This window comes from Leclercia adecarboxylata, from assembly GCF_035787115.1.
Classification (GTDB): domain Bacteria; phylum Pseudomonadota; class Gammaproteobacteria; order Enterobacterales; family Enterobacteriaceae; genus Enterobacter; species Enterobacter adecarboxylatus_E.
In genome coordinates this window covers 58064-84763 of record NZ_JALKTL010000005.1, presented here as the reverse complement: position 1 = coordinate 84763, position 26700 = coordinate 58064, and the positions used below count along the sequence as shown (strand labels likewise).

25 protein-coding genes and 1 tRNA gene are annotated in these 26700 nt (G+C 58.0%); 15 read left to right on the top strand and 11 right to left on the bottom strand.

Annotated elements, in window-relative coordinates:
* Position 1: 1 nt before the first annotated feature.
* Positions 2–496 (bottom strand): peptidylprolyl isomerase B, encoded by a 495-nt coding sequence (ppiB, locus tag MXM41_RS16220; protein ID WP_325933080.1) that lies wholly within the window; start codon positions 494–496, stop codon positions 2–4.
* A 173-nt stretch (positions 497–669) separates the two neighbouring features.
* Between ppiB and cysS the strand changes: the two genes are divergently transcribed.
* The gene (gene cysS / locus MXM41_RS16215; protein ID WP_325933078.1) at positions 670–2055 is read left to right on the top strand and encodes a cysteine--tRNA ligase; all 1386 of its coding nucleotides are present in this window, start codon (positions 670–672) and stop codon (positions 2053–2055) included.
* A gap of 91 nt (positions 2056–2146) precedes the next feature.
* Here cysS and MXM41_RS16210 read toward each other — a convergent pair whose 3' ends face one another.
* The 5 genes from MXM41_RS16210 to folD form a co-directional block, all read right to left on the bottom strand.
* Positions 2147–2668, bottom strand: a complete 522-nt coding sequence (locus MXM41_RS16210) for a metal-dependent hydrolase (protein WP_325933077.1) — start codon at positions 2666–2668, stop codon at positions 2147–2149.
* 72 nt (positions 2669–2740) lie between these two features.
* Positions 2741–3757, bottom strand: coding sequence for a Mal regulon transcriptional regulator MalI (malI, locus tag MXM41_RS16205; protein ID WP_325933076.1), 1017 nt, complete (start codon positions 3755–3757; stop codon positions 2741–2743).
* A 74-nt stretch (positions 3758–3831) separates the two neighbouring features.
* Positions 3832–5331 carry a PTS transporter subunit EIIC gene (locus MXM41_RS16200; protein WP_325933075.1) on the bottom strand — a complete coding sequence of 500 codons (1500 nt, stop codon included), beginning with the start codon at positions 5329–5331 and terminating at the stop codon, positions 3832–3834.
* A 253-nt stretch (positions 5332–5584) separates the two neighbouring features.
* Positions 5585–5797, bottom strand: coding sequence for a ribosome-associated protein YbcJ (gene ybcJ / locus MXM41_RS16195; protein WP_325933074.1), 213 nt, complete (start codon positions 5795–5797; stop codon positions 5585–5587).
* 1 nt (position 5798) lies between these two features.
* Positions 5799–6665, bottom strand: coding sequence for a bifunctional methylenetetrahydrofolate dehydrogenase/methenyltetrahydrofolate cyclohydrolase FolD (gene folD / locus MXM41_RS16190; protein WP_325933073.1), 867 nt, complete (start codon positions 6663–6665; stop codon positions 5799–5801).
* A 223-nt stretch (positions 6666–6888) separates the two neighbouring features.
* On the opposite strand from folD, the gene MXM41_RS16185 reads away from it, so the two are divergent.
* From MXM41_RS16185 to MXM41_RS16135, 11 genes are all read left to right on the top strand, one after another.
* Positions 6889–6965: transfer RNA gene (locus MXM41_RS16185), tRNA-Arg, on the top strand.
* A 123-nt stretch (positions 6966–7088) separates the two neighbouring features.
* Positions 7089–7433, top strand: coding sequence for an HNH nuclease YajD (yajD, locus tag MXM41_RS16180; protein WP_325933072.1), 345 nt, complete (start codon positions 7089–7091; stop codon positions 7431–7433).
* 121 nt (positions 7434–7554) lie between these two features.
* A complete protein-coding gene (locus MXM41_RS22865; protein ID WP_418936795.1) occupies positions 7555–8358 on the top strand; it encodes a hypothetical protein in 804 nt (267 codons plus the stop codon).
* A 285-nt stretch (positions 8359–8643) separates the two neighbouring features.
* The gene (locus tag MXM41_RS16170; RefSeq protein ID WP_325933071.1) at positions 8644–9726 is read left to right on the top strand and encodes a YncE family protein; all 1083 of its coding nucleotides are present in this window, start codon (positions 8644–8646) and stop codon (positions 9724–9726) included.
* Positions 9727–9790: 64 nt separating this feature from the next.
* The gene (locus MXM41_RS16165) at positions 9791–11977 is read left to right on the top strand and encodes a TonB-dependent siderophore receptor (protein ID WP_325933070.1); all 2187 of its coding nucleotides are present in this window, start codon (positions 9791–9793) and stop codon (positions 11975–11977) included.
* 121 nt (positions 11978–12098) lie between these two features.
* Entirely contained in the window at positions 12099–14072 is a 1974-nt protein-coding gene (locus MXM41_RS16160; protein ID WP_325933069.1) for a PhoX family phosphatase, read from the top strand.
* Positions 14073–14174: 102 nt separating this feature from the next.
* Entirely contained in the window at positions 14175–15560 is a 1386-nt protein-coding gene (gene pheP / locus MXM41_RS16155) for a phenylalanine transporter (protein ID WP_325933068.1), read from the top strand.
* A 319-nt stretch (positions 15561–15879) separates the two neighbouring features.
* On the top strand, positions 15880–17121 hold the full coding sequence (locus MXM41_RS16150; protein ID WP_325933067.1) for an MFS transporter: 1242 nt from the start codon (positions 15880–15882) through the stop codon (positions 17119–17121).
* Positions 17122–17132: 11 nt separating this feature from the next.
* On the top strand, positions 17133–18158 hold the full coding sequence (locus MXM41_RS16145; RefSeq protein ID WP_325933066.1) for a sugar phosphate isomerase/epimerase family protein: 1026 nt from the start codon (positions 17133–17135) through the stop codon (positions 18156–18158).
* Complete coding sequence (locus tag MXM41_RS16140) at positions 18151–19293, top strand: Gfo/Idh/MocA family oxidoreductase (protein WP_325933065.1); 1143 nt, start codon at positions 18151–18153, stop codon at positions 19291–19293. The genes MXM41_RS16145 and MXM41_RS16140 overlap by 8 nt, the downstream gene beginning before the upstream one ends.
* A 75-nt stretch (positions 19294–19368) precedes the next feature.
* Positions 19369–20340, top strand: a complete 972-nt coding sequence (locus MXM41_RS16135) for a LacI family DNA-binding transcriptional regulator (protein WP_325933064.1) — start codon at positions 19369–19371, stop codon at positions 20338–20340.
* A gap of 1 nt (position 20341) precedes the next feature.
* On the opposite strand, the gene MXM41_RS16130 is transcribed toward MXM41_RS16135, so the two are convergent.
* Together MXM41_RS16130 and MXM41_RS16125 are read right to left on the bottom strand one after the other, a co-directional pair.
* Positions 20342–21586, bottom strand: a complete 1245-nt coding sequence (locus tag MXM41_RS16130; protein WP_325933063.1) for a mechanosensitive ion channel family protein — start codon at positions 21584–21586, stop codon at positions 20342–20344.
* Positions 21587–21653: 67 nt separating this feature from the next.
* Entirely contained in the window at positions 21654–23090 is a 1437-nt protein-coding gene (locus MXM41_RS16125; protein ID WP_325933062.1) for an MFS transporter, read from the bottom strand.
* Between the two features lie 107 nt (positions 23091–23197).
* Between MXM41_RS16125 and MXM41_RS16120 the strand changes: the two genes are divergently transcribed.
* The 3 genes from MXM41_RS16120 to MXM41_RS16110 all read left to right on the top strand — a co-directional run bounded on the left by MXM41_RS16120 (position 23198) and on the right by MXM41_RS16110 (position 24799).
* Positions 23198–24064 carry a helix-turn-helix transcriptional regulator gene (locus tag MXM41_RS16120; protein WP_325933061.1) on the top strand — a complete coding sequence of 289 codons (867 nt, stop codon included), beginning with the start codon at positions 23198–23200 and terminating at the stop codon, positions 24062–24064.
* Positions 24065–24216: 152 nt separating this feature from the next.
* Positions 24217–24531 (top strand): type II toxin-antitoxin system RelE/ParE family toxin, encoded by a 315-nt coding sequence (locus tag MXM41_RS16115; RefSeq protein ID WP_325933059.1) that lies wholly within the window; start codon positions 24217–24219, stop codon positions 24529–24531.
* Positions 24512–24799, top strand: coding sequence for a helix-turn-helix transcriptional regulator (locus MXM41_RS16110; protein ID WP_325933058.1), 288 nt, complete (start codon positions 24512–24514; stop codon positions 24797–24799). Before MXM41_RS16115 ends, MXM41_RS16110 begins: the two co-directional genes overlap by 20 nt.
* A gap of 36 nt (positions 24800–24835) precedes the next feature.
* On the opposite strand, the gene nfsB is transcribed toward MXM41_RS16110, so the two are convergent.
* From nfsB to MXM41_RS16095, 3 genes are all read right to left on the bottom strand, one after another.
* Positions 24836–25489: an oxygen-insensitive NAD(P)H nitroreductase gene (gene nfsB / locus MXM41_RS16105; RefSeq protein WP_325933057.1), complete on the bottom strand. Its 654-nt coding sequence runs from the start codon at positions 25487–25489 to the stop codon at positions 24836–24838.
* Between the two features lie 86 nt (positions 25490–25575).
* Positions 25576–25947, bottom strand: coding sequence for an MmcQ/YjbR family DNA-binding protein (locus tag MXM41_RS16100; RefSeq protein WP_325933056.1), 372 nt, complete (start codon positions 25945–25947; stop codon positions 25576–25578).
* Positions 25937–26527, bottom strand: coding sequence for a TetR/AcrR family transcriptional regulator (locus MXM41_RS16095; protein WP_325933055.1), 591 nt, complete (start codon positions 26525–26527; stop codon positions 25937–25939). Before MXM41_RS16095 ends, MXM41_RS16100 begins: the two co-directional genes overlap by 11 nt.
* Positions 26528–26700: the final 173 nt, after the last annotated feature.

The following is a 26700-nucleotide window of genomic DNA, read 5'->3' as shown; positions in this document are numbered from 1 at the left end:
ATTATTCGCTGACGGTCACGCTTGTGATCACAACGTCTTCTTTTGGAACGTCCTGGTGCATGCCGCTGCGGCCGGTAGAAACGCCTTTGATCTTGTCAACCACGTCCATACCTTCAACCACTTCTGCAAACACGCAGTAGCCCCAACCCTGCAGGCTTTCGCCGGAGAAGTTCAGGAAGTCGTTGTCCGCCACGTTGATGAAGAACTGCGCGGTGGCAGAGTGTGGCGCCTGAGTACGGGCCATTGCCAGCGTACCGCGGGTGTTTTTCAGACCGTTGTTCGCTTCGTTTTTGATCGCCGCTTTGGTCTCTTTCTGGTTCATACCAGGCTCAAAACCGCCGCCCTGGATCATAAAGCCGTTAATCACACGGTGGAAAATGGTGTTGTTGTAGAAACCTTCGCGGCAGTAGTCCAGGAAGTTTTTAACTGTTTCAGGCGCTTTGTCATCAAAGGTTTTGATTACGATATCGCCATGATTAGTGTGGAAAGTAACCATTTTTGCATCCTGTTCCGTTTATAGTGGTGCTTCGACCCCGCCAGGGGCCACAATAAGCGCCTGTTATAGCATAACCTCACGGCGCGATCACCTTGCATTACTTGCTGCTTCAGGTTTGAATTACCATTAGAATATGCCGTTTTCACCCACACACGTCTCACATGGAATCTTCGATGTTAAAAATCTTCAACACACTGACGCGCCAAAAAGAGGAATTCAAACCTATTCATGCCGGGGAAGTCGGCATGTACGTGTGTGGTATTACCGTTTACGATCTCTGTCATATCGGCCATGGGCGTACCTTTGTCGCCTTCGATGTGGTATCACGCTATCTGCGCTTCCTTGGGTACAACCTTAAGTATGTACGCAATATCACCGATATCGACGACAAAATTATCAAGCGCGCAAACGAAAACGGGGAAAACTTCGTTACGTTGGTCGATCGCATGATCGGCGAAATGCACAAGGATTTTGACGCGCTGAATATCAAGCGCCCGGATCTGGAGCCGCGGGCGACGCACCATATTCCGGAGATCATCGAGATCACCGAGCAGCTGATTGCCAAAGGCCACGCCTACGTGGCGGACAACGGCGACGTCATGTTCGACGTGCCGACCGACCCGCATTACGGCCAGCTTTCCCGTCAGGATCTGGAGCAGCTCCAGGCCGGGGCCCGAGTGGATGTGGTAGACGTGAAGCGCAACCCGATGGATTTCGTGCTGTGGAAGATGTCCAAAGAGGGTGAGCCGAGCTGGCCATCCCCGTGGGGGGCGGGCCGTCCTGGCTGGCACATCGAATGTTCAGCCATGAACTGCAAACAGCTGGGCAACCACTTTGATATTCACGGCGGCGGTTCAGACCTGATGTTCCCGCACCATGAAAACGAAATCGCTCAATCCACCTGCGCTCACGATGGCGAATATGTGAACTACTGGATGCACTCCGGGATGGTGATGATTGACCGCGAGAAGATGTCCAAATCGCTGGGCAACTTCTTCACCGTGCGTGACGTGCTGAAGTATTACGATGCCGAAACCATCCGTTACTTCCTGATGTCCGGCCACTATCGCAGCCAGCTGAACTACAGCGAAGAGAACCTCAAGCAGGCGCGTTCCGCTCTGGAGCGTCTGTACACCGCGCTGCGCGGGACCGACACCGCCGTGGCGGCTGCCGGCGGCGAGGCGTTTGAAGCGCGCTTTGTCGAGGCGATGAACGACGACTTCAACACCCCGGAAGCGTATTCCGTGCTGTTCGATATGGCGCGCGAAGTGAACCGCCTGAAGGGTGAAGATGCGCAGGCTGCTAACGCGCTGGCCTCCCATATGCGTAAGCTCTCGGGCGTGCTGGGGCTGCTGGAGCAGGAACCGGAAGCGTTCCTGCAGAGCGGTGCCCAGGCGGATGACGGCGAAGTGGCGGAGATTGAAGCCTTGATCAAGGCGCGTCTGGAAGCGCGTCAGGCGAAGGACTGGGCCGCGGCCGATGCCGCGCGAAACCGTCTGACCGAGATGGGTATCATTCTGGAAGATGGCCCGCAGGGTACGACCTGGCGCCGTAAGTAAGTCTGGTGCGTGCTGATGACCTCACCCCGCCCCTCTCCCACAGGGAGAGGGTGCAAACACTAAAAACGGCAACCTGGTTGCCGTTTTGCTTTTACCTCCGTTTCCACCACAACATCCCCATCACAATAACCCCCGGCAGCCACACCCACAGCAGCTCCGAGATAATCACCTGATGCCCGTAGGGCGTGGTGTAACGCGACAGCGCAAAAGGCGCGACCTTAATCACCTGCCACGGCGCAAAGAAGCGTTCATCCGACCACGGCCACAGCCAGCCGACCCCTTTCCCGCCCGTTGTCACCGAGTCCAGCAGGCTGTGCGACAGCAGCGACACGGTTAAAAACAGCCAGCAGCGCATGAGCCCGGCCCGGAACCATCGTCGGCCTATCAACACGCAGAGTATGGGTACCACAAAGGCAAACAGCAGCGAGTGGGTAAAACCGCGATGACCAAAAATATTGCCGTAGGCGACGCCAAACTTAAATGCCAGCACGTCGGCATCCGGCAGCATGGCGAGGACAATCCCGGCGAACAGCAGGCGAGGGGGAATAACCCGGGTGCCCAGCCCTAAGCCCAGGCAAATCGGCACGGCGGCGTGGGTAATGATGGTTGGCATAGTGATAATCCATGGCAAATCATGGAAATATAGCAGAGTGCGGCAGGGCGCAGGGCCGGGCGGAAATCTGAATTATGCCGATTCCCGCGCGACGAGCTGCCCGGAGAGGGTAATGCGCTGGGTTTGCAGCTCAGGCTCTTTCAGCTGGCGGATCATCAGCCCGGCTGCCTGACGCCCGGTCTCTTCGCTGGCGGAGGAGACATAGGTAAACGACGGAGAGGTGAGATTGACGTGCAGCATATCCTCAAATCCCACCAGCGCCACCTGCTGGGTAAGAAACACATCTTTCCCCACGGTGCGGCCCACATGATGGATGCCGGAGATAGAGCCGATCATCGCATCCGGCGAGTGGCAGAGCAGGGCGGTGATGGTGTTGTTTTTCTCCAGCAGTTGCCGGGTGGCGAAGCTCACCGCCTGGGTGTCGTCGCGGCAGGCGGGGGCGGATTCCTCGCGGAACACCAGCCCGTTTTGCGTCATCGCGCTGCGAAAACCCAGCAGGCGCTGCTCGCGGATCAGATCCCCTTCCGTGCCGCCGATATAGGCGATATTGCGATGGCCGCGCTCAATCAGATAGCGGGTAGCCAGATGCGCCGCCTGGCGGTTATCGCGCATCACCAGATTGCAGGTTTCATTGAGCAGCGACTGTGACACCGCCACCAGCGGCAGCGGACACTCACGAATCAACGCTGGCAGGGTGGCATGACGCGCGCTGGAGGAGAGATAGATCACCCCGGCGACCCCCTGCTGCTTAAAAGAGAGCAGGCAGCGTTCGAGGTGTTCGCCATCGTTCAGCGGCTGGCCCAGAAAGACCATGTAACCCTGTTTTTCCAATTCCTGGACGATGCTCGCCATCACTTTTATGGAAAAGCTGTCGCTGAAATCGCGCAGGATCAGGCCGATAAGATTGGAGGTGTTGGCGCGAAGATTGGCGGCGGCCACGTTATGCACGTAGCCCAGGGCAGTGATGGCGGCATGGACTTTTTCAATCGTCGCCTCTGAGATCTTTCCTTTCTGACGCAGAACCAGCGAGACGGTAGAGACTGAGACCCCCGCCTCTCTGGCGACATCAATGATGCTGACCTTCTTCACATCTTCTCCCTGAAATGCCTGATAAGACAACGCCTCCCGTAAGAGTACAGGAGACGTGTCGGTCAGGCAGCTTATTATTTACCGATCATGGTCGACATCGTCTGGGCGATAAACTGCGCCCGGGCGCCAAAGATAACCTGAATGCCGGAGTCGCCGACAAAGACCACGCCGCGCGCGCCAAGGCCGTTCAGACCGTCTTTATCCACCATGTCGCTCTTCGCCACTTCCAGACGCAGGCGGGTAATACAGGAGCCAACGGAGTCGATATTCTGCGCCCCGCCCAGCAGGCCGATAATTTCGGTGGCGATTTCGGTGTCGGTTTTATCATCCGCGTTGGCCGTCACGTCGGTGCGGCCCGGCGTTTTCACGTCGAAACGACGGATCACGAAGCGGAAGGTGAAGTAGTAAATCAGCGCCATCGGAATACCGATGATAATGGCGTTCAGGAAGTTGGTCTGATAGCCATTAAACGACGGCAGGATCCCGAACGACAGGTAGTCGATAAAGCCCGCAGAGAAGGACTTGGCGATATGCGCATGCATCAGGTACATGGTCATGTAGGCCAGGCCCGCCATAATGGCGTTAAAGACGTAGAGGATCGGCGCCACGAAGATAAAGGTGAACTCTACCGGCTCGGTGATCCCCGTCAGGAAGCAGGTGAGCGCCGCGGAGAACAGGATACCGGCGGCAATCTTTTTGTTTTTGGTATGCGCTTCGTGATACATCGCCAGACAGGCCGCAGGCAGCGCAAACAGCATCAGCGGGAACTCACCCTGCATGAATTTACCGGCGTTCTGATAGGTATCGCTGCTGAAGGATTTCACGCCTTCTTCCAGCATCTTGAACCAGATGGTCTGGTCGCCGTGGATCACCTGGCCCGCCTGGGTGGTGTAATCCCCGAACGAGTACCAGAACGACGGATACCAGATATGGTGCAGACCCAGCGGGATCAGCGCCCGTTCAACCAGACCAAAGATAAAGGTCGAGGCCGCCTGGTTATCGCCGTTCACGATCACCGACAGGGCGTCGATACCGGCCTGAATATGCTGCCAGACGTAGGGCAGCAGCAGACCCATCACAAACGACAGGAACGCCGTGGCAATCGCCACAAAACGCTTCCCGGAGAAGAAGCCGAGGAACTCCGGCAGCTGCATGGTATGGAAGCGGTTGTAACACCACGCGGCGAGGATGCCGCACAGCAGCCCGCCAAAAACGCCCATCTGCAGCGTCGGGATGCCGACCACCATCGCGTATTTACCGCCCTGAGAGGCCATCTCCGGCGTAATACCGAGCACGGTGCCAATGGTGATATTAGTGACAAACACCGCCACCGCCGCCGACAGCGCCGCGATCCCGGATTCAGACGCCAGCCCGACGGCAGAGCCGATGGCAAACAGCATCGGCAGATTATCAAAAATGACGCCGCCAGCGTTCATCATCAGCGGCAGATGGAACTTATCGCCGAAGGCCAACAGCAGGCCCGCAGCAGGAAGCAGCGAGATCGGCAGCATTAAGGCGCGACCAATCATCGACAGTTTTGACAACGATTTAACAAACCCTGATATCAGACTCATGCTGATTTCCCCCGAGTGCGCTCTGTGAGCGCTGTTATAGTGAGTATAACGTTTTAGTAGAACGTTCTACTTATCGTGAGGAAAGCCTGAAATTCGCGCAACTTAATTTTCACATTTCAACAGATGAAATAGTGATTATTTGAAGTTGATCGATAATTAACCGTGATGGGGATAGGGGATTGTTGAAAAGCGTTGCCGGGTGGCGGCTGATTGTTCCCTCCCCCCTATGGGGAGAGGGTTAGGGTGAGGGGACTCAGGCGGTAACCGTAATGCTCTGACCTTCAAAGCTCACGGTCTGACCGGCAACGATCTTGCAGCGCTTGCGGGTCTCTACCACACCGTCCACTTTAACCAGCCCGTCGGCAATGACGATCTTGGCCTGGGCACCGCTTTCGCTCCAGCCTTCCAGCTTGAGCAGATCGCACAGCTCAACGTGCGGATGTTTACCTAATGAAAATGTCGCCATCTTACGCTTCCTCTACGTCGTGATACTCCTCGCACGCCTGCAAGGTATTCTGAATCAATGTTGCTACAGTCATCGGGCCTACGCCGCCCGGAACCGGAGTGATATAAGAGGCGCGGGCGGCGGCATCTTCATACACCACATCGCCGACCACCTTGCCGCTCTCCAGACGGTTGATCCCCACGTCTACAACAATCGCCCCCTCTTTGATCCACTCGCCCGGAATAAAGCCCGGCTTACCTACCGCCACGATCAGCAGATCGGCGTTCTCGACGTGCTGGCGCAGGTTTTTGGTAAAGCGGTGGGTTACGGTAGTGGTGCAACCCGCCAGCAGCAGCTCCATGCTCATCGGGCGACCGACGATATTGGACGCGCCAATCACCACGGCGTTCAGGCCGTAGGTGTCGATATTATAACGCTCCAGCAGCGTAACGATCCCGCGCGGCGTACATGGACGCAGGCGAGGCGCACGCTGGCACAGACGACCCACGTTGTACGGGTGGAAACCGTCCACGTCTTTATCTGGCGCAATACGTTCCAGCACTTTCACATTGTCGATGCCCGCAGGGAGCGGCAGCTGTACCAGAATGCCGTCAATCTCGTTGTCGGCGTTCAGGGTGTCAATCAGCTCAAGCAGCTCTGCTTCCGAGGTGGTTTCAGGCAGATCGTAAGAGCGGGAGAGAAAGCCGACCTCTTCGCACGCTTTACGTTTGCTGCCGACATAAATTTGTGAAGCCGGGTTGCTGCCGACCAGCACAACCGCCAGGCCGGGGGCGCGTTTTCCTGCGGCCAGACGTGCTGCCACTTTTTCCGCAACCTCAGAGCGCACCTGCTGCGCAATCGTTTTACCGTCAATAATCTTTGCTGCCATCAGAGAGAAGATTCCGTCTGTAAGGAGTGAAAGGGGGGATGAACATATTTTGTCAGAAGCGCGCGCTGCTGTCAGTCACACTTTGCGGATTTTCCTGTTAAGCGGTGCTGTTGCGGGGCATGGGTATGAATGACAAGAGGATTGTACTAAAATGCATTGACTCAACCTGAGTTGACCGTATAATTCCACGCGCTTCATCACTGCGAAGTCTCTTCTTCTCCGTGCGCCCTTAGCTCAGTTGGATAGAGCAACGGCCTTCTAAGCCGTAGGTCAAAGGTTCGAATCCTTTAGGGCGTGCCATTCAAACACCGTTTTCTCCCGCTGATCTTTCACTTTTATTGATTCTGCGTCCCATACCTTTCGTTCCATTCTGCGATATAGTAGGGGCATTCTCGTCTCTCCTTCTGACAGGTAATACCGGCAATGGCTCTGATCCCAAAAAACTACGCGCGGCTGGAAAGCGGCTACCGTGAGAAAGCCCTTAAAATCTACCCCTGGGTCTGCGGACGTTGCTCGCGGGAGTTTGTCTATTCAAACCTGCGCGAGCTGACGGTTCATCATATCGATCACGACCATACCAATAACCCGGAAGATGGCAGTAACTGGGAGCTGTTGTGTCTGTTCTGCCATGACCACGAGCACTCGAAGTACACCGAAGCTGACATCTACGGAACAACCGTCGTGGCAGGTGAAGATGCGCAAAAAGATGTAGGTGCCGCAACCTACAACCCCTTTGCCGATCTGAAATCCATGTTAAACAAGAAGTAATTGATATAGCGCCGTAGGCCGGGCAAGCGAAGCACCCCCGGCAACGCCCGCGCTGATGGCGGGTGAGTGTTAAGAGGGAATGATGTCCGGTATTGCGCATTACTATGTACAGCAGCAGAGCGTGAACACGCAGCAAGTGGCAACGCTATCGGCTCAAACCTCGTCTTCAGGGGCGTCGCAGACCAGCGTCCCGGCCTCTTTTCAGCAGATCTCCACCGCGTCGCAGCCGATTATTACGCAGCCTGTCGGGCCGACGCTGCACGCCGCCGATACCCGCCAGGCAACCGCTGCAGCCACGCCTGCCTCGTTTGGCCAGCTGGAGCAGTACGCCCGCATGCAGGGCTGGAGTGAAAACCAGCTCGCGCTGATGAAGCGCCTGTCGCAGGTCAAAAACAGCCGCTTCGGCCCGACGTGGACGGCGCCGGGTGGCCGCGTTCGCGGTATTCGCAATAACAATCCCGGTAATCTGGAAGCCAGCTGGGCCTTTAGCTGGCAGGGGCAAAATGGCACTGACGGGCGTTTCGCCACCTTCGCCACGCCTGAACACGGGATACGTGCGCTGGGGGTAAACCTGCTCTCCTACCAGCGTCGTGGCCTGGATACCATCAGTAAAATTATTTCGCGCTGGGCGCCACCGCAGGATAACAACGATACCACGGCCTATATTCAGAACGTCAGCCAGGCGCTGGGCGTCTCGCCCACAACCCGGCTGGATGTGACCTCGCCGGCGGTATTGCGCGCCTTAAGTAAGGCGATTATTCGCCAGGAAAATGGGGGCGTGCCTTTTTCTGATGAGGTCATCAACAGCGGCGTCTTTTCGGCGCTGGGGATGGCGGAGCTTTCCCCCACTCAGGCGGTGGCCCTGCAAAGTGCGCCGATCCATGAACCTCACTCCCCGTTTGTACTGCAGGCCCGCAAAAATTAGCGAAGCGTTCAACGCGTCTTTCACCAGCCAGCGCTTTTTACTTTGTTTCGCCTGTTTACACTTGATTACACAAGGATAATGAGTATAGTTCTCATTCTCTTTAGTGTTTGCGGGTGCGCAGGGAATTTTCCGCAATAACAGTGAGCGCAGATCTCACACGGAACACTGAGTGTTAATGGTGACTCTGCACGGGGCTTTGGCCCTGATATCACAACCATAATCGCAACGCTAATGCGACGCAGACGTCCACCGCAAATTCGATTTGTACGGTAAAGGATGTTCCTGATGTCAAAAAAATTATCCGCCCTGGCACTGCTGGTTGCCGTCTCGCTTACCGGCTGCGCTGCACAACACACCGCAACAACCGCGCCCGCCGCTGAAGCCCCGAAACCTGCTGTTCCTGCGCAGACTAACGTCGTTAAACGCGATCTGGCTGACGGCCTGTATGAAATGGTGCTGAGCCCGAAAGGGGATGCGCTGTATGTTGCCAGCTCTGAAGGCTTTAAGGACGTGCAGGGCGGGGTAGTGTACAAGCTCGACCCGGCAACCCTGAAGACCACTGGCCGCAGCCATACCGATCTGAAAAACTTCGCTCTCGCTATCTCTCCGGATGGCAAAACGCTCTATACCACTAACTCGCTGGACGGCGGGATCAGCGCCATCGACACCGCCGACGGCAAAGTCAAAAAACGCCTGCTGTTTACCGAGCGCAACAAAGAGGGCTATCCCTACGGCGCGCGTCAGGTTCTGCTGCATAACGACGTTCTGTATATCGGCGGCGTAGCCGATCCGGCGGTGATCTGGGTGGTGGATGCCAAAACCCTGACGCTGAAAAAAACCATCAAAAACGCGGGGCAGTGGGTCACCGGCCTGATGTGGTCGGAACAAACCGGACGTCTCTACGTGGCCAACGGCGGCGGGGAAATCCTGATTGTTGACCCACGCAGCAACCGCATTGAAAAACGCTGGAAGCCGCTCGGCGATAAACCGGCGCTGCTGCTCAACCTGGCGGAAGATCCTGCCACCGGCCGCCTGTTTGTCACCGACAACTCAAAAGCCAAAACCACGCTGGTGCTGAATATCCACACCGGGGAGCTCATCAGACAGCTCGACGTGGGCGACTCGCTGGCGGTGAAATTTAACGCCAAACGCAACGAGCTCTACATCACCCAGCGTGAAAGCGGCAAGCTGCTGAGCCTCGATGCCACCACCTATGCGGTGAAGCAGAGCTGGGATCTGCCGCCGAACCCGAACAGCCTGCAGCTGTCGGCGGATGGCCAGACGCTGTACGTCACCGTGAAACAGGCGTTTAACAAAGATCACTCCACCAACGGGCCGGACAGCGTTGTCCGTATCGCCCTGAAATAAGCATTTTCATAACAATTGAGGCCCGGCGACGGGCCATTTTGCGCGCACTTTGAACGAGTTAATCATGAACAACACCAGAAAAATGAACAAAACGCTGCTGGCGCTCGCCATCGGTGCTATCGCTCATTCCGCCGTCGCGGCAGAGAGCAAAAAAGAAGAGACCATCGTGGTGCAGTCCGCTGCCAGCGACTTTAAACCCGGCGGCGACCAGCTGGTACCGGCCTTCCTGGACGGGCAGGTGGCGAACGGCGGACGCATGGGGATGCTCGGTCAGCAAAATGCCATGGACGTGCCCTTTAACATCATCAGCTACACCTCGAAGCTGGTGGAAGATCAGCAGGCCCGCACCATCGCGGACGTCGTGGCGAACGACGCGGGCGTCCAGTCCGTACAGGGCTACGGCAACAGCGCGGAGAGCTATCGCATTCGCGGCCTGAAGTTCGACGGCGACGACATGACCTTTGGCGGCCTTTCCGGCGTGCTGCCGCGTCAGGTGGTGGATGCCCAGATGGTGGAGCGTATTGAAATCTTCAAAGGCGCTAACGCCCTGATGAACGGTGCGGCCAGCTCCGGCGTGGGGGGGATGATCAACCTTGAGCCGAAACACGCGGGCGCAATTCCGCAGGCGAAAGTGGGCGTGGACTACACCTCCGATTCCCAGATTGGCACCACCCTGGACGCCGGTCGTCGCTTCGGCGACAGCGACCAGTTCGGCGCCCGCGTTAACCTGGTTCACCGGGAAGGTGAAGCCCCGGTGGCAAACGATCGCCGCCGCACCACGCTGCTCTCCACCGGCCTGGACTATGCGGGTGACAAGTTCCGCAGCTCCGTGGACCTGGGGTATCAGAAGAAAACCTTCCACGGCTCTGAAACCGGGGTCAACATCTCCGGGGTGGATTTTGTGCCAGAGCCGCCGAAAAACGATCGTAACTACTCGCAAAAATGGGCCTACAGCAACATCGAAAACGAATTCGGCATGTGGCGCAGCGAGTACGACATCACCGACAGCTGGACGGCCTATACCGGCCTGGGAGCTCAGCATGCCCACGAAGAGGGGCTCTACAGCGGTGCGAAGCTGGTCGACAAGAGCGGCAAAGCCACCGCATCCCGCCTGGATACTAACCGCATCAGCGACAGCGTGAGCGGCATGGCGGGCATTCGCGGTAACTTCGATACCGGCTTTGTGTCGCACAAGGTGAACGTTGGCTACTCGGCGATGACCAAAAACGAAAAAATCGCCTGGAAGATGTCAGCGGCAAAAGATAATCCGGTAACCAATATCTACCACAACACCGGCGTGGATGCGCCGCCGAGCACCAACCTGAATGGCTCGGGCGGTTACTACAGCGATCCGCTGACCAGCGGGCGCACCCGCACCCAGGGCTGGCTGCTGAGCGACACCCTCGGCGTGCTGGATGATACCCTGCTGTTTACCGTCGGCGCCCGTCATCAGAAGGTGGTGATCCGCGGCTATAACAAATCTACGGGAGCAGAAAATGCGGCGGACAGCTTCGACGGCAGCCGCTGGATGCCCACCTATGGCGTAGTCTATAAGCCGTGGGAGACGGTGTCGCTGTATGCCAACCACACCGAGGCGCTGCAGCCGGGTAAAACCGCACCTAATACCGCCACCAACTACGGCCAGAGCACCGGTATTGTTCACTCTAAGCAGAATGAAGTGGGCGTGAAGGCCGATTTCGGTCGCGTCGGCGGCTCGCTGGCGCTGTTTGAGATCAAAATGCCCTCCGCCATTCTCGACAGCCAGACCAAACACTACGGTCTGGATGCCGAACAGCGTAACCGCGGCGTGGAGCTGAACGTCTTTGGCGAGCCGATGCTGGGTCTGCGCCTGAACGCCAGCGCCACCTGGCTGCAGGCGGAGCTGACCAAAACCAACAACGGCGTCAACCAGGGCAACGACGCGATTGGCGTACCGAACTTCTACGGCGTACTGGGCGCCGAGTATGACATCAAGCCCGTCGAGGGGCTGACCGCCACCGCGCGCGTCAACCACTCCGGCTCGCAGTATGCGGATCTGGCTAACAGCAAAAAGCTCGACAGCTACACCACCCTGGATCTGGGCATGCGTTATCGCTTCGCGGTTAACAATAACCAGAACCAGATGACCGTTCGCGCCGGGATCGAAAACGTCACCGACGAGAACTACTGGGCAAGCGTGGACGACGGCGGCACCTACCTGTTCCAGGGGGAGGCGCGCACCTTTAAGGTCTCCGTCGGCTACGAGTTCTGAGTTCGACCCTCGTTATTCGGGGCAGGGATGCCCCACTTCCCCCGCTGTTATAAAAATGTAATCAATTGTTCTTATAGTGTTTCCACTTTGTCATTTCTTAGCCTAAAGAAAGGAAGCCATCGTGGGTAAACCTCTTAAGTCCGTATTCAAAAAAGAACATCGCGACGATGTCAGCAATCCCAGCGCTAACCCGGTATTCTCCAGCGTGGCGGAGATGTTTCTCTCCCGCCGCCGTTTCCTGCAGATGGGAGCGGTAGCCGGCGCCGCCGCCTCTTTCCCGTTCCTGCTTAAGCCTGAAAGCGCCTTCGCGGCGGTCTCACAGCCCTCCGCCCTCGCCAGAGCGGTTTCGCTCGGCTTTACCAGCATTCCGGTCTCGACTGACGATACGGTCCGCGTGCCCGAGGGCTATATCGCCCGTCCTTTCTACCGCTGGGGCGACGCTACCGGCATTAAGGGATCCCTGCCGGCATTCAAATTTGACGCCAGCAACACTACCGACGAGCAGGCGGCGCAGGCGGGGATGCACCACGACGGCATGGCGTGGTTCAGCCTGCCACAGGGGGAGGAGAACCCCGACCACGGCCTGCTGGCGATGAACCACGAGTATATCGACAACGGCATGCTCTTTACCGACGGCACCGCCAGCTGGAGCCTGGACAAAGCGCGTAAAGGCCAGAACGCGATGGGCGTGTCGGTTATCGAAGTGAAAAAGAGCGGCAGTGACTGGGAAGTGGTGCGCCCGTCCGGTTTTGCCCGCCGCATTACGGTGAATACCCCGATGCAGCTCAGCGGCCCGGCGCGACATCAGGAGGCGATGAAAACCGCCGCCGATCCGCAGGGCGAGCAGGTGCTTGGCACCATGCAGAACTGTGCCAACGGCTATACCCCCTGGGGCACCTATCTCACCTGTGAAGAGAACTGGTCGGATATTTTCGTCAAGAAAGGTGAGCGTAACGCGCTGGAGAAGCGCTACGGCATCAGCGACAGCGATGAGTCCTATCGCTGGAGCGAAGTGGACGACCGGTTTAACGTGGACAAAACGCCCAACGAGCCGAACCGCTTTGGCTGGGTGGTGGAGATCGATCCGTACAACCCGGACTCCACGCCGCGCAAGCACACCGCCCTGGGACGCTTCAAGCATGAAGGCGCTGCCGTCACCCTGGCCGCCGATAAGCGCGTGGTCACCTATATGGGCGACGACCAGAAGTTTGAGTACATCTACAAATTTGTCTCCGACAATAAATATAACCCGGCGGATCGCGACGCTAATATGCAGCTGCTGACGTCCGGCACGCTCTACGTGGCGCGCTTCAACGACGACGGCACCGGCGAGTGGCTGCCGCTGATCTTCGGCCAGAACGGGCTGGATAAGAGCAAAGGCTTCGAAAACCAGGGCGATCTGCTGATTAAAACCCGCCTCGCGGCCGATGCGGTGGGTGCCACCAAAATGGACAGGCCGGAATGGATCGCGGTCGATCCGCACAGCAGCGGCAGCGTTTACTGTACGCTGACCAACAACAGCGATCGCGGCAAAGAGGGCAAGGCGCCGGTGGATGCGGCCAACCCGCGGGCCAATAACGCGTTCGGCCACATCATGCACTGGCACGAAGAGGGCGGCGATCCGGCGGCATTACGTTTCAAATGGGATATCCTGGTGCTGGCCGGGCGCACGGATACCACAGATGAAAAGGCGAAGGGCAGCATGAAGGGGGCCGAGTTTGGCAGCCCGGACGGCCTGTCGTTCGACCATCAGGGGGTGCTCTGGATCCAGACCGACGTCTCCTCCAGCACCATTAACAAGAAAGCGTACGAGGGGATGGGCAATAACCAGATGGTAGCCACCATTCCGGGCACCAACGAGTATCGCCGCTTCCTGACGGGCCCTCGCGGCTGCGAGATCACCGGCATCGCCTTCACCCCGGACAACCGCACGCTGTTTATCAATATTCAGCATCCGGGCGAGGGCGGGGACGACATTACCGACCCGGCAAACCCGCGTGCCGTCTCCAACTGGCCGGATAACAATCCGAACGGGCGTCCCCGCGCCTCGACGGTGGTCATCACCAAAGCGGACGGTGGCCTTATCGGGTCGTGATCCCCTCCTGCCGGGCAGCGCCCGTTGCCCGGCGTTTAACTTGCTCCCGTCTGTCTGAAGTGTTAAAAGGTGCCCCTTCCATAAAAGAGACAGGGCCAGGCCGTGAGAAACGCCTCATCCGCTTCAGACAAAAGTGTTGCTGAAGCCGCGTCGGAACAGACACCGACGCTGCATCGTGGTTTACAAAACCGCCATATTCAACTTATCGCCCTCGGCGGCGCGATTGGTACCGGGCTGTTCCTCGGTATCGGGCCCGCTATTCAGATGGCCGGCCCTGCCGTGCTGCTGGGATATGCCATTGCGGGCATGATCGCGTTTCTGATCATGCGCCAGCTCGGCGAGATGGTGGTGGAAGAGCCAGTGTCCGGCTCCTTCGCCCATTTCGCCTACAAATACTGGGGGCCTTTCGCCGGCTTCCTGTCGGGCTGGAACTACTGGGTAATGTTCGTGCTGGTGGGGATGGCGGAGCTGACTGCCGCAGGCATCTACATGCAGTACTGGCTACCGGACGTGCCGACCTGGGTCTGGGCCGCGGCGTTCTTCGTTATCATTAACGCGGTCAACCTGGTGAACGTGCGCCTGTACGGAGAGACCGAGTTCTGGTTTGCCTTAATCAAGGTACTGGCGATCATCGGCATGATCGGCTTTGGCCTGTGGATGCTCTTCTCCGGACACGGCGGCGAGCGGGCGACTATCGACAACCTCTGGCAGCACGGCGGCTTCCTCGCCACCGGCTGGAAGGGGCTGGTGCTGTCGCTGGCGGTGATCATGTTCTCCTTTGGCGGGCTGGAGCTGATCGGCATTACCGCCGCCGAAGCGCAGGATCCGCATAAAAGCATCCCGAAAGCGGTTAACCAGGTGGTGTACCGTATTCTGCTGTTCTATATCGGTTCGCTGGTGGTGTTGCTGGCGCTCTATCCATGGGTGGAAGTGAAGTCCGACAGCAGCCCGTTTGTGATGATTTTCCACGATCTGAACAGCAACGTGGTGGCGTCGGCGCTGAACTTCGTGATTCTGGTGGCCTCGCTGTCGGTCTATAACAGCGGCGTCTACTCCAACAGCCGGATGCTGTTTGGCCTCTCCGTGCAGGGTAACGCGCCGAAGTTCTTAACCCGCGTCAGCCGTCGCGGCGTGCCGGTCAACTCGCTGCTGCTCTCCGGGGGCATTACCTCGCTGGTGGTGTTGATCAACTATCTGCTGCCGCACGAAGCCTTTGGCCTGCTGATGGCGCTGGTGGTGGCGACCCTGCTGCTGAACTGGATCATGATCTGCCTGGCGCACCTGCGGTTCCGCGCGGCGATGCGTCGCAAAGGGCGCGAGACGCAGTTTAAGGCGCTGCTCTACCCGGCGGGTAACTACCTCTGTATCGCCTTCCTGGCGATGATTCTGGTGCTGATGTGCACCATGGACGGCATGCGCACCTCGGCGATCCTGCTGCCGGTATGGGTAGTATTCCTGTTTGTGGCGTTTAAGCTCTCTCGTAGGTAAAAGCAAAAAGCAACGGCAGTTGCTTTTTTAGTGTTTGTTCCCTCTCCCCGTGGGAGAGGGGCAGGGTGAGGGCATCAGGCCGCACACACCGCTTTCGCCCGGTGGCGCTTCGCTTAGCGGGCCTACATGTTCGGGGCCGTTATTATTTTGTAGACCGGGTAAGCGCAGCGCCACCCGGCAGCTCTCTGCACCGATCCACATCTTTATCGTGACTCCCTTCGCACTTCTCAATCAACTCACAGGATCTTTATTTTGTAATCGATTACTTTTCATTTGATACGGTTTTGTAATCGATTACTTTTTAAGGGTGGGGCTGATCATGGTGTCAACAACTGAAAGTAGTGGAAAGGTGACGGGGCAGCACCGGCTGCTGGTGCCGCGCCTGTCGCTGATGATGTTCCTGCAGTTTTTTATCTGGGGTAGCTGGTCGGTCACCCTCGGTCTGGTGATGACCCAGCACAACATGTCCCTGCTGATTGGCGATGCCTTCTCCGCCGGGCCAATCGCTTCTATCTTATCGCCGTTCGTCCTCGGCATGCTGGTGGACCGCTTCTTCGCCTCGCAAAAGGTGATGGCGGTGATGCACCTGGCGGGGGCGGCGATCCTGTGGTTCGTGCCGGGCGCGCTGATCGCGGAAAACGGCGCGCTGCTTATCGGCCTGCTGTTTGGCTACACGCTGTGCTACATGCCGACCCTGGCGCTGACCAACAATATCGCCTTCCACAGCCTGGCGAACGTCGATAAAACCTTCCCGGTGGTGCGGGTGTTTGGCACCATCGGCTGGATTGTGGCCGGGATTTTTATTGGCGTCACCGGCGTGGCATCCAGCGTCACCATCTTCCAGGTGGCGGCGGCAAGCTCCGTTCTGCTGGCGCTCTATAGCCTGACGCTGCCGCACACCCCGGCCCCGGCCAAAGGGATGCCGGTGAAGATGCGCGACCTTTTCTGTGCCGACGCCTTTGCGCTGCTGAAAACCCGTCACTTCTTTATCTTCTGCCTGTGCGCGATGCTGATCTCCGTCCCGCTGGGCACCTACTACGCCTACACCGCCTCCTATCTGGCGGATGCCGGGATCGCGGATGTCAGTACCGCCATGTCCTTCGGCCAGATGTCCGAAATCTTCTTTATGCTGGTGATCCCGCTGCTGTTCCGCCGCCTGGGCGTGAAATACATGCTGCTGATCGGCATGCTGGCGTGGTTCGTTCGTTATGCGATGTTTGCGCTGGGCGTGAGTGAAGAGGGGCGCATTCTGCTCTATCTCGGCATTCTGCTGCACGGCGTCTGCTATGACTTCTTCTTTGTTGTGGGCTTTATCTATACCGACCGCGTGGCGGGCGAGAAGGTAAAAGGCCAGGCGCAGAGCATGATCGTGATGTTCACTTACGGTATCGGCATGCTGCTGGGCTCACAGATTTCCGGCGCGCTGTACAACCGCCTGGTGGCGGGGCAGACCGTACCGCAGGCGTGGGTCACCTTCTGGTGGATCCCGGCGGTAGCGGCTGCGGTCATCGCGCTCGTTTTCCTTGTCTCGTTCAAATATGACGAAGACAAGGCGCAATAACTGGAGGTGGTATGAGGACAATTAAAGGCCCGGGGATTTTTCTGTCGCAGTTTATCGGCGCGCAACCGCCGTTTAATAGCCTCGACGGGCTGGCAGGCTGGGCGGCGGAAAAGGGCTACAAGGCGCTGCAAATTCCCTGTAATCATAAAGCGATTTTTGACGTGGAGCAGGCGGCAGAAAGCCAGACCTACTGCGATGAGATAAGCGGCAGGCTGGCGGAGAAGGGGCTGGTTATCAGCGAGCTTTCCACCCACCTGGAGGGGCAGCTTATCGCCGTCAACCCGGCCTACGACGAGGCATTCGACAACTTTGCCCCGCCCGCGGTACGGGGCAACGCCATCGCTCGCCAGGCCTGGGCCACGGATATCGTCAAAAAGGCGGCGATGGCCTCGTCACGGCTCGGCTTAACGGCTCACGCCACCTTCTCAGGATCGCTGGCCTGGCCGTTTATGTACCCCTGGCCGCCGCATAACGAGGCGCGATTCGAGGAGGCGTTCAGCGAACTGGCCCGCCGCTGGCGGCCGATTCTGGATGTTTTCGATGAGCAGGGGGTAAACCTCTGCTACGAGATCCACCCCGGGGAAGATCTGCACGACGGCGTTACCTTCGAGCGTTTTCTGGCGCTTCTGGACAACCATCCGCGCTGCAACATCCTCTACGATCCGAGCCACCTGCTGCTGCAGCAGATCGATTATCTGAGCTATATCGATCACTACCACAGCCGCATCAAGGCGTTTCACGTAAAGGATGCCGAGTACCGCCCCAACGGGCGCAGCGGGGTGTACGGCGGCTATCAGAGCTGGATCAACCGCGCCGGACGCTTCCGCTCGCCGGGTGACGGGCAGATTGATTTTAAAGGCATCTTCAGCAAGCTGACCCAGTACGACTACGACGGCTGGGCGGTACTGGAGTGGGAGTGCTGCCTGAAGGATGGCGACACCGGGGCGCGGGAAGGGCGTGAGTTTATCTCCCGCCATATTATTCCGGTCTCCGATCGGGCGTTTGACGATTTCGCCGCAGGAGAGCTTCATGATTAACGTTGGCATTATCGGCAGCGGCTTTATCGGCCCGGCACATATCGAAGCCCTGCGCCGTCTCGGCTTTGTGCAGGTGGTCGCCCTGTGCGACGGCACGCTGGCCCAGGCCGAAGAGAAAGCCCGGGCGCTGAACATTCCCCACGCTTACGGCAGCGTGGAGGCGCTGCTGGCGCACCCGGATCTGCACGTGGTGCACAACTGCACGCCCAATCATCTGCATGCGGCGATCAACCGCCAGATCCTGCGGGCCGGCAAGCACGTCTTCTCCGAAAAACCGCTGTGCATGACGCCGGACGAGGCGCGGGAGCTGGTGGCGCTGGCGGAGCAGGCGGGCGTGGTGCACGGCGTCAGCTTTGTCTATCGTCAGTTTGCGATGGTGCGCCAGGCGGCGAGCATGATAGAGGAGGGCAGCCTCGGGCGGCTGTTCGCCGCTCACGGCAGCTATCTGCAGGACTGGATGCTGCTGGAGACAGACTACAACTGGCGGGTCGATGCCGCATTAGGGGGCGCCTCGCGGGCGGTGGCCGATATCGGTTCCCACTGGTGCGACACCGTTCAGTTTGTTACCGGGCGGCGCATTGTGGAGGTGATGGCCGATCTGTCGATCGTCTGGCCGACCCGTAAGGCGAATCTGGCCGGGAATCAGACCTTCAGCCAGGTGGGAGAGGCGATGTATGAAGATAGACCCGTTACCACTGAGGATTTCGGCTCGGTCCTGTTCCGCTTTGAGGATGGCAGTAAGGGCAGTTTTAACGTCTCGCAGGTCAGCGCCGGGCGTAAAAACCGCCTGAGCCTCGAGGTGAACGGCAGCGAGGCCTCCGTGGCCTGGGATCAGGAGGTGCCGCAGCAGCTGTGGGTGGGCCATCGCGCCCGGGCCAACCAGACGCTGACGGACGATCCGGGCCTGATGAACCGCGATGTGGCGAACAGCGCCCACTTCCCCGGGGGGCATATCGAAGGCTGGCCGGACGCCTTTAAAAACATGATGGCGCAGTTTTATCATGCGGTGCAGGCTGGCAGGATGCCGGAGAAGCCGGTATTCGCCACCTTCCATGACGGGGCGAACGTGATGTATATCATCGATGCCATCATGAAGAGTCATCAGCAGCAACGCTGGGTAAAAGTGGAACGCTAACGCGCAGCCCGGTTCGCCGGGCTGCGAATTTATGGTAGCCTGCCGGGAACCTTAACTGCAGGATCACTCGTCGCTATGTCCATTCAGAAAATCGCCCAGCTGGCGGGCGTGTCGGTGGCGACGGTATCGCGCGTACTGAATAACAGCGATACCGTTAAAGCCAAAAATCGCGATCGCGTCTTGCAGGCGATTAAAGATGCTAACTATCAGCCCAACCTTCTGGCCCGCCAGCTGCGCACCGCGCGCAGCTATATGGTGCTGGTGATGGTCTCCAACATTGCTAACCCGTTCTGTGCCGAAGTGGTCAAAGGAATTGAGGAGCAGGCGGAAAAAAACGGCTATCGCATTCTGCTGTGCAATTCCGGCTCGGATATTGAACGCTCCCGTTCTGGCTTAAGCCTGCTTAGCGGCAAAATCGTCGATGGCATTATCACCATGGACGCCTTCACCAGGCTGCCCGAACTCTCAGCCCTGATTGGCGCGGCGCCCTGGGTGCAGTGCGCGGAATACGCCGATGCGGGCGCGGTCTCCTGCGTGGGGATCAACGATGTGGATGCCTCCCAGCATGTGGTTAGCCAGCTTGCCGATCGCGGCTATAAACGCATTGCGCTGATCAACCATGATTTAAGCTACAAATACGCTCGTCTGCGCGAGCGCGGCTACAAGAGCGTATTGCATCTGCGCAGTCTTGAGTATCAGCGGGTCGAGTACGCCAGCGATCTCAGCGCCAGCGCCGGGATAGCGGCGATGAAAAAACTGCTGGCAGATAACCCGCCGGATGCGGTGTTTGCGGTGTCGGACACGCTCGCCGCCGGGGCGCTGCGCGCCATTCAGCAGGCGGGCTTACGCGTGCCGCAGGATATTGCAGTGGTCGGTTTTGACGGCACGGAGCTCTCGGAGATGGTCTCCCTGACCACCATCGAGCAGCCGTCGCGGGATATCGGGCGCAAGGCCGTCGATCTGCTGTTGAATAAAATCGACAATCCCGATGCGCCCACGGAACGGGTGATGATGGACTGGCGCTTTATTTCCCGCGCCAGCGCCTGAGTTATTTCGTCAGTGCCCCGGCCAGGGAGCGAATATCGTTCCCGGTGGGCGACTGATGAATACGCAGGCCAAATTCATCGACCACGGCAAAAATATGATCGAAGATATCAGCCTGAATCGCCTCATATTCCGCCCAGATTACCGTGTTGGTAAAGGCGTATATTTCAATCGGCAGGCCATTGGCGTCCGGCGCAAGCTGGCGCACCATTAAGGTCATATCCTTGCGGATATTCGGGTGGCTGCGCAGATATTCATTCAGGTAGGCGCGGAAGGTGCCGATATTGGTCATCTTGCGCAGATTCAACACCGAACCGCCGTCGCCATTTTGCTGATTCCACAGATTGATTTCCTCATGACGCGCGGCCAGATAGGGCTTGAGCAGCTTCGCCTGAATCAGCTGCTGCTGTTCCTGCTCGCCGAGAAAATGAATGCTGGTGGTATCAATATTCAGGCTACGCTTAATGCGTCGTCCGCCGGAGGCCGACATGCCGCTCCAGTTAATAAAGGCGTCCGACACCAGCGCCCAGGTGGGAATGGTGGTGATGGTATTGTCAAAATTACGCACCTTCACGGTGGTCAGGCCGATATCGGTCACCGTGCCGTTGGCGCCGTATTTCGGCATCTCCAGCCAGTCGCCGAGCTTGAGCATATCGTTTGCAGACAGCTGTATGCCGGCGACCAGCCCCAGAACCGGGTCTTTAAACACCAGCATTAATACCGCCGCCATCGCACCCAGGCCGCTAATCAGAATGGCGGGGGACTGACCAATCAGCAGGGAGATAATCAGGATCCCTACTAGAATGGCGCTCACCAGCTTAATGCCCTGGAAGATCCCTTTCAGCGGCAACTGCGAGGCCACGGCCATCTTTTGTGACAGATTAAAAACGACGTCCAGCAGCGAGAAAAAGGTGAGCAGGGCATACACCATCATCCACAGTTTCGCGCAGGTGGTTAATAATTCTGCCGCGTCGCTGCCGCTTTGCAGCCACAGCTTCGCCTGGATGTTGACGATTATCCCCTGCAGGGTGAAGGCCAGACGGTAAAATAATTTATTCTGGGTAATGATCTGTAGCCATAAATGGCTACTGGCCCGGGCGCGTTTTTCAAATGCCCGCAAAACGACTTTATGTAATATAAAATGAATAATGAGTGCAGTCAGAAAGATAAGCCCAAAAATAATCACCAGGCCAGTGGTGTGATTAATTTCGATGCCTGTCTCTTCGACCAGGGAAATAAACTCCTGCATAACGTCTCCTGTATAAAAGCAGCCGCCATAATGGCGGCTGAGGAACGGTTATGCAAATTTGTGAGGCTTATTTAGCGGCCTGACAGGCCTTGACCACGGGCAGGCACAGGCGATGACGCAGCCGCAGGGTGGCCAGCGCCAGCACGATCATCATCCCCGTTTCTACCGCCAGGAAAACGTTGATTGCAGCGGCGTAATCCCCGTGATGGCTTTGCAGGGCGTGGAGCAAAATCGCGCCGAATATCGCCGGGCCGAGACCGAGCGCCGCCTGTTGCAGGGTGCTCAGAATGGCGCTGGCGGCGCCGGCGTCGTCGGGCTGAATATCCCGCATGCCAATGCGGTAGAAACTGTTCACAATCAGGGCCTGGCCGTAGCCCACCAGCCCGGTGGCCGGGGCCAGGGTCAGCGCGGTGTTATCCATTCCCCAGAGACGGAAGGTGACGATCAGCGCCAGCAGGCCGGTTATCTGGATTGCCAGCCCGGTCAGCAGAATGGTGCTGGTGCTGTAGCGGGCAATCAGGCGCGGGGCAAACCACGCGGAGACAAAATAGGTCACCCCAAGGGCAATAAAGCTGTTGCCGGACTGCCACGGCGCCATCCCCAGACCGGTTTGCATGGTTAACGCCATGCAGAACATAAAGCCCGACCAGACGCTGAAAAAGAGCACCGCAATCAGCACGCCGAAGCGGATGCTGCCGAGCTGCAGCAGGCGTGGCGGGATCAGCGGGTGCGCATCCGCTCGCTCTTTTTTACGCGCATTCAGCGCCATTAAATATGCCAGAGGAATAACCGCGAGCAGCATGGCCTTCAGCGGCCACGACCAGTGCCACTGCGGCCCCAGCGCCATAGGGAACAGCAGACAGCAGAGAATAGCCGCAAGCAACGCGGTGCCCTGCCAGTCAATGCGCGACGGCGTGTCGCGACGGGTTTCCGGCACATAGCGGCGGCTCAGAGCCAGCACCACCAGACAGATCGGCACGTTGATAAAGAAAGCGTTGCGCCAGCCCAGCCCGGCGATATCCGCTGATACCAGCCAGCCGCCGCCCATCTGCCCGACGATAAAGGCGATCCCGCCGATGCCGCCAAACAGGCTAATGGCTTTGGCGTGGGCGGTCCCTTTCAGGGTAACGTGCAGGGTGGCCAGAATTTGCGGCATGATTAGCGCCGCTCCCGCTCCCTGAAGAACGCGCGCCGCAAGCAGCTGCTCCACGCTTCCCGCCATGCCGCACAGCAGCGAGGCCAGACCAAAGCTCGCGACCCCCCACATAAAAAGACGACGACGGCCAAGGTTATCCCCCAGCTTGCTGCCGAGCGCCAGGCAGACGGCGAAGGCCACGCCGTAAAGCGCGACAATCAGCTCCAGTTCGGTGGCGGTCGCGCGTAACGAGTGGGTGATGGCGTCCAGCGCCACGTTGGTGATCGAGGTATCAATCAGCGGCAGCATCTGGCCGGTTAACAGTAATATCAGGCCTGCGCGACCCGGTGAAACAACTGACGTATTCATGATGACTCCATTGCGTCAAACAGCGTTGCGTCGTAGCATCCTCTATCTGATAAACGGGTACCAGTTCTTGCTTATACTGGTACTGGTACTACCATGCAGGGGGCAATATGGCGTTAATGTCTGAACCCGTCACCTCACTTGAGGATGACACCCGCAAACAGCTGGGGGCTTTTTTACGCGCCCGACGCGAAAGCCTCGATCCGCAGCGTCTTGGCTTACCGCGTAGCGGTCGCCGCCGCACGCCGGGCCTGAGGCGTGAGGAGGTGGCTCTGCTGGCGGATGTCGGCGTCACCTGGTACACCTGGCTGGAGCAGGGCAGGGATGTGAACCCGTCCAGCGCGGTGATGGCCGCGGTGGCGAAAGCGCTGCAGTGTACCCCGACCGAATCCCGCCACCTGTTTTTGCTGGCCGGATTACCGCCGGGTGAAGCGCCTCAGGCGGTGTGCTGTGAGGGCATCAGTGAGGGCACGCGCCGTCTGCTCGATACCCTGATGCCAAAACCCGCCAGCATCCAGAAACCGAATTTCGATATCGTGGCGTGGAACGACAGCTTCGGCCATCTGATGGGGGTTGATTTCAACGCCATCCCGCCCGAAGACCGCAACTGCATCTATCTCTTCCTGACCCATCCCGCGTGGCGCGCCCGTCTCGGCAAGCGCGACGACGTGCTGCCGATTTTTGTCTCCTACTTCCGCGCGGCGATGGCGGAGCACCGGGGCGACCCGCAGTGGGAAGCCAAACTGGCGCGCTTTTTTGCGGTGTCGGAGGAATTTAAAACCCTGTGGCACCAGCGCAACGACGTGCGCGGTGTGGAAAATCAACTGAAGCTCTTTACCCATCCTGAGCTGGGCGATTTTAACCTCCAGCAGATGTACTGGTACTCCGCCCCGCGCAACGGCTCCCGGCTGCTGGTCTATCTGCCGGTGGATGAGGCGGGGGAGCGGGTGATGGAGTGGCTGGCTGCAGCAAAATAATTTCTGCGAGGGGCTTTCAGGGAATAGAAGTGACTCCGGTATCGCCTGGATAAAGGGTGTAAGGTCAATCACGAAAGGTAAAATTAGCCTTTAATGCAAATTGCCTTACATGCTAATCTCTTCAGGGATGAAAAAACAGGTTCAGACTTATCGTGCATCAGGCAGTCAGAGAAGAGATCCTCTCGTTGCCTGCAGGCGTACAGGCGAAGCTGATTCGTCAGATTGATAAATTGCGCACTCACCCAACAGCGCTGCGGGAGCCCGACAGCAAGCCATTACCTTATGGTTTGTTTGAAATAAGAACCGTCGGTCTGATCCATAGTCGTGGGATCTATGTTTATCAGCGGGAAAACACAATTTATCTGTTGCGTGTATTTATCAAGAAGCCGCAAAAAACGCCTTCTGCTGAAATTCGTCTGGCACTGAAACGACAACAGGAGATGTTGGATGAGCAAGAAGATTATTAACTGGGATGCGTTAAGAGCTGAGCTGCTAAGCGACTCAGACGTGCAGGCTGCCTTTGACGCCGAAGAGCGCAAGGAGCGCCTGCGCGAGATGCTGGCGCAATGGCGGAAACAGGCTGGACTGACGCGTGCGCAAGTGGCGGAGCGAATGGGAGTCAGTGCGCCAACCGTATCCCGAATGGAAGCCAATGTTACCCGGGCGAGTCTGGATACCTTAACGCGGTATGCGCTGGTGTGCGACGTTAAGCATCCGCAGATTACGCTTTATTGAAAACTGGCACGCCGGGGCCCGGCGCGCCAGCAGTCATTAGCACTCAGTCACAATGGTGTTCAGCGGCAGGCGTGATTTCGGCAGCGTGGCGTTGAAATCTTCCACGCTGTGATGCCCGACCGGCACCACCACCAGGCTGGTGAAGCCCTTCTCTTTCAGGCCAAACTCTTCGTCGAGGATCGCCGCGTCGAAGCCTTCAATCGGCACCGCGTCCAGACCCATCGCGCCCACGCCCAGCAGGAAATTCCCGACGTTCAGGTAAACCTGTTTCGCCATCCAGTGATGATCGTCTTTCAGATCGACCCGGTGCATATCGGCGAAGAAGGTGCGGCCCTTGTGGTTGGCGGCTTTGGCTTCCGGGGTGGCGAACCGGCCATCGGCCTCTTCCTGATCCACCACGCGATTCAGCCAGGCATCGTCCATCGCGGTTTTAGCGCAGAACACCACCACGTGAGAAGCATCCAGCATTTTGCGTTCGTTGAACACAAAGCCACCGGCTGCGGATTTCGCCACGCGGGCTTTACCTTCCTCGGTGCTGGCGACGATGAAGTGCCACGGCTGGGAGTTGGTGCTGGACGGGCTGTATTGCAGCAGGGTTTTAATCTGTTCTGCCTGGTCGGCGGTCAGTTTTTTGCTCGGATCAAAGGCCTTTGTTGAGTGACGTTTTAAGGCAACAGAGATGATATCCATAACGACTCCTGGGGTTAACATCGCCCATCGGGGCGAAAACGAAAAGATTACAAGAGGAAAGGGGCAAAGATAAGGGCATTCAGAGCTTATAGACCAGGACGCAGACGCTTTTGCTCTTTTTTCGGCAGCTTATCCACCACCAGATGCCATGAATCGTTAATCAGGTCGGCCACCAGTTCCGGGGTGATATCGTCCGCCGCGTAAACCGAGATCCAGTGCTTTTTATTCAGATGATAACCAGGCTCAATGCCCCGATAGATCTGCTGGTTGAGCAACGATTTCTGCGGATCGGATTTCAGGCTGACGTGCAGGCGCCCGTGGGCCACGGCGATTAGCATAAAAATCTTGCCGCTAACCTTGAACACATCGTACTCCGGACCAAAGGGCCAGCAGTGCTCGGTAAAGGGCAGATCCAGCGCCACCTGCTTTGCACAGGCCGCAAGCGTTTTACTGTCCATCGGAATCCTCTTCGGCCAGCGCTCGCCACATCGCTTCAAAACCCAGCGCCTTGAATTCTACCGCGCGGGCCGGTTCGCGGGTGGCGAAGGACATGGTGGTCTCCGCCAGTGACAGAAACAGCGCGTCGCCAAACAGACGAAATTCTTCGGACATAAACACCGGGCGAATATGGCGACGACAGAGTTCGTGCAGCTCCGGGAACATCTCGTGCACCGCCTGTTCGGTTTCGGCATTGATCTTCTCGCTCACCCCGAGCTGGCGGATTGCGCCGTGGGCCACCGGGTTGCGGATCCCCCAGTCAACGTAGCTGTTCCAGATATTCCGGGTGTGCTCTTTCGGCTGGGTGAGGGCGCGGTCCATATTTGCCAGCATGGTCTGGCACAGATCCTGTTTCAGGTGCAGATAGAGGGCGTTAAGCAGATCGTCTTTAGTAGCGAAATAGCGAAACAGGGTGCCTTCAGCCACCCCTGCGCTGCGGGCGATGAGCGCGGTAGAGGCCGCAATGCCCGACTGGGCAAAAGCGGTGGTTGCCGCGTCCAGCAACGCCAGTTTTTTATCTTCACTCTTCGGACGAGCCACTGCATTTCCTCCAGGTAATTTGCAAAAACCCCGATTGAATCATGCTCTTTGTGGGGCTGCAACGCGGAATGTCAAAGATCTTAAAACGTCTTGACGACTTTCGCATCACTTCTATAATGAGTGCTTACTCACTCATAATCAAGTTTTGCCCGCGCACGCCAGCGGATGGGGCG

Excerpts from the sequence above, each read along its gene's own strand:
- ybcJ (WP_325933074.1), bottom strand. The coding sequence starts at position 5,797 with ATGGCGACATTTTCATTAGGTAAACATCCGCACGTTGAGCTGTGCGAT.
- cysS (WP_325933078.1), top strand. The coding sequence starts at position 670 with ATGTTAAAAATCTTCAACACACTGACGCGCCAAAAAGAGGAATTCAAA.
- folD (WP_325933073.1), bottom strand. The coding sequence starts at position 6,665 with ATGGCAGCAAAGATTATTGACGGTAAAACGATTGCGCAGCAGGTGCGC.
- MXM41_RS16125 (WP_325933062.1), bottom strand. The coding sequence starts at position 23,090 with ATGAATACGTCAGTTGTTTCACCGGGTCGCGCAGGCCTGATATTACTG.
- MXM41_RS16110 (WP_325933058.1), top strand. The coding sequence starts at position 24,512 with ATGAGCAAGAAGATTATTAACTGGGATGCGTTAAGAGCTGAGCTGCTA.
- MXM41_RS16130 (WP_325933063.1), bottom strand. The coding sequence starts at position 21,586 with ATGCAGGAGTTTATTTCCCTGGTCGAAGAGACAGGCATCGAAATTAAT.
- MXM41_RS16170 (WP_325933071.1), top strand. The coding sequence starts at position 8,644 with ATGTCAAAAAAATTATCCGCCCTGGCACTGCTGGTTGCCGTCTCGCTT.
- MXM41_RS16140 (WP_325933065.1), top strand. The coding sequence starts at position 18,151 with ATGATTAACGTTGGCATTATCGGCAGCGGCTTTATCGGCCCGGCACAT.
- MXM41_RS16100 (WP_325933056.1), bottom strand. The coding sequence starts at position 25,947 with ATGGACAGTAAAACGCTTGCGGCCTGTGCAAAGCAGGTGGCGCTGGAT.
- yajD (WP_325933072.1), top strand. The coding sequence starts at position 7,089 with ATGGCTCTGATCCCAAAAAACTACGCGCGGCTGGAAAGCGGCTACCGT.
- MXM41_RS16210 (WP_325933077.1), bottom strand. The coding sequence starts at position 2,668 with ATGCCAACCATCATTACCCACGCCGCCGTGCCGATTTGCCTGGGCTTA.
- MXM41_RS16145 (WP_325933066.1), top strand. The coding sequence starts at position 17,133 with ATGAGGACAATTAAAGGCCCGGGGATTTTTCTGTCGCAGTTTATCGGC.
- MXM41_RS16150 (WP_325933067.1), top strand. The coding sequence starts at position 15,880 with ATGGTGTCAACAACTGAAAGTAGTGGAAAGGTGACGGGGCAGCACCGG.
- MXM41_RS16120 (WP_325933061.1), top strand. The coding sequence starts at position 23,198 with ATGGCGTTAATGTCTGAACCCGTCACCTCACTTGAGGATGACACCCGC.
- MXM41_RS16200 (WP_325933075.1), bottom strand. The coding sequence starts at position 5,331 with ATGAGTCTGATATCAGGGTTTGTTAAATCGTTGTCAAAACTGTCGATG.
- MXM41_RS16165 (WP_325933070.1), top strand. The coding sequence starts at position 9,791 with ATGAACAACACCAGAAAAATGAACAAAACGCTGCTGGCGCTCGCCATC.
- nfsB (WP_325933057.1), bottom strand. The coding sequence starts at position 25,489 with ATGGATATCATCTCTGTTGCCTTAAAACGTCACTCAACAAAGGCCTTT.
- ppiB (WP_325933080.1), bottom strand. The coding sequence starts at position 496 with ATGGTTACTTTCCACACTAATCATGGCGATATCGTAATCAAAACCTTT.
- MXM41_RS16135 (WP_325933064.1), top strand. The coding sequence starts at position 19,369 with ATGTCCATTCAGAAAATCGCCCAGCTGGCGGGCGTGTCGGTGGCGACG.